Origin of the sequence: Mesorhizobium sp. M7A.F.Ca.MR.362.00.0.0 (genome assembly GCF_004023175.1) — a bacterium.
GTDB lineage: Bacteria > Pseudomonadota > Alphaproteobacteria > Rhizobiales > Rhizobiaceae > Mesorhizobium.
This window is the reverse complement of record NZ_RZTF01000646.1, coordinates 1-2,090: the sequence shown is the minus strand read 5'-3', so window position 1 is coordinate 2,090 and position 2,090 is coordinate 1. Positions and strand designations below refer to the sequence as shown.

General features: G+C 65.6%; 2 protein-coding genes and 1 pseudogene. 2 read left to right on the top strand and 1 reads right to left on the bottom strand.

Annotation, left to right across the window (positions count from 1 at the left end):
* Nucleotides 1-225, top strand: a pseudogene (locus EOC06_RS36390) (nitrilotriacetate monooxygenase); the annotation flags it as partial.
* A complete protein-coding gene (locus EOC06_RS36385; RefSeq protein WP_128310056.1) occupies nt 222-1,487 on the top strand; it encodes an LLM class flavin-dependent oxidoreductase in 1,266 nt (421 codons plus the stop codon). The pseudogene EOC06_RS36390 and the gene EOC06_RS36385, both read left to right, overlap by 4 nt.
* Before the next feature lie 12 nt (nt 1,488-1,499).
* On the opposite strand, the gene xdhC is transcribed toward EOC06_RS36385, so the two are convergent.
* A partial coding sequence (gene xdhC / locus EOC06_RS36380; RefSeq protein ID WP_128310055.1) for a xanthine dehydrogenase accessory protein XdhC occupies nt 1,500-2,090 on the bottom strand: 591 nt, incomplete at its 5' end.

Here is a 2,090-nt window from a genome sequence, read left to right as displayed (position 1 = left end):
ACCGCCGATAGTAAGCCGGCTGCCGTCGCCGAGAGGCTGGAAGAGGAATTCCGGGCGAAAAGCTGCGACGGGTTCAACATCCTGATGCCGGCACAGCTTTCAGCGCTCGACGATTTCGTCGATCTGGTTTTGCCGGAACTGAGGCAGCGTGGCCTGTTTCGAGAGAACTACCGCGGCACGACGTTGCGCTCGCATCTGGGGCTTGCCGGCGGAGGTGACCGATGACCGCTCGCCAGATGAAGCTCGGCGCCTTCCTGTGGGCGACAGGCCACCACATCGCCGCCTGGCGCCATCCCAAGGCGCACGTCACCGCCGGCATAGACATCGATCATTACATCCAGCTGGCGCGCACGGCGGAGGCGGCGAAGTTCGACATGATCTTCTGCGAGGACGCCGCAGGCCTGCGCGAAGCCAATGTCGGCATTGCCAGCCAGACGTCGCGCTCGATCGGCTTCGAGCCGATCAGCCTGCTTTCGGCGCTCGCCGTCCAGACCAGCCGCATCGGCCTCGTCTCGACGGCCTCGACAAGCTACAACGAGCCCTATGGCCTGGCGCGAGCCTTCCTGTCGCTCGACCATCTGAGCGGCGGCAGGGCCGGCTGGAACTTGGTCACCTCGGCCAGCGCCGTCGAGGCCGCCAATTTCGGCTCGACCGGCCTCAAGCCCCATGCCGATCGCTATGAGCGCGCGCGCGAGTTCGCCGAGGTGGTCACCGGGCTCTGGAACGGCAAGCTCGATGGCGCTTCTGGATCCGGACATGACGGCCAGAGCTTTTCGGTTCGCGACCCGCTCGATCTGCCGCGTTCGCCGCAGGGCGCGCCGGTGATGGTCCAGGCCGGCGCCTCGGATGTCGGCCGCGACCTTGCCGCCCGCACCGCCGATGTGGTGTTCACCGCGGCGCAGACCTTCGAGGAAGCGAAGGCCTTCTACGACGATCTCAAGGGGCGTCTGGCGGCCTACGGGCGCGAGCCTGACGACATCAAGATCATGCCGGGCGTCGCGCCAGTGGTGGCGGAGACCGAAGCGGAGGCCCGTGAAAAATATGAGGAATTACAGGCGCTGATCCCCGACGACGTCGGCGTTGCGCTTCTGTCCAGCTATCTCAGCATCTCCGATCTGTGGCGCTATCCGATCGACGGGCCGCTGCCGGACCTGCCGGAAAGCGAGGGGATGAAAAGTCGGCAGGCGCTCGTCATCGAGCAATCGCGCCGCGACAACCTTTCCATTCGCCAGCTTGCCCGCCATTTCGCCGGCGCGCGTGGACATTGGCGCATCGTCGGTACGGCGGCCCAGGTCGCCGACGAGTTGCAGGCGCGGTTCGAGGGCGGTGCGGCTGACGGCTTCAACGTCATGCCCTCATATTTCCCTGGTGAGCTGGATGCCTTTGCCACGCTCGTCGTGCCGGAACTGCAGCGGCGCGGCCTGTTCCGCACGGAGTACGAGGGCCGCACATTGCGCGACCATCTGGGGCTGAAGCGGCCGGTTTAGCTGTGGCGCAGCTTAGCCTGCCATCACCCTGCCATGCGGAACTTGATGGTCGGCACTTGAGGTTGCGTTGTGACTGACCAGCGCCGTCATGATCTCGGCTGCCGCCAGCGCCGCGATGACCTGCGGGCGCTTGTCCTTGACCGTATCGCCGCCGATCGGCGAGACGAGGCGGGCAAACTCGGCCTCGCTGCCTGCCGCTGATTTCAGGAACCAGTTCCTGAACGTCGCTTTCTTGGTCTTCGAGCCGATCATGCCGACATAGGCGGTGTCGCCGCGCTTCAGCGCCTCGGCGACGATCAGGAAATCCAGCGCATGATCGTGGGTGAGGATGGCAAAGGCGGCGCCGGCAGGGGCATTTCGCACCATCGCTTCCGGCATAGCTGTCAGCCTGGTCTCGACGGTTTCCGGCATGCCTTCCAGTGCCTCGGCCCGCGTCTCGATGACGACGCAATGCACGGGGAGAAGTGCTATCGTCGACGCCAACGCCTGGCCGACATGGCCGCCGCCGAAGACGTAGACACGCGGCAAGTGAGCCTCCTCAGCTTCCGCAACCGCAACCAGTTCGGCGGCAAGCGCGGCATCGACGAGCCGGATCAGCACTTC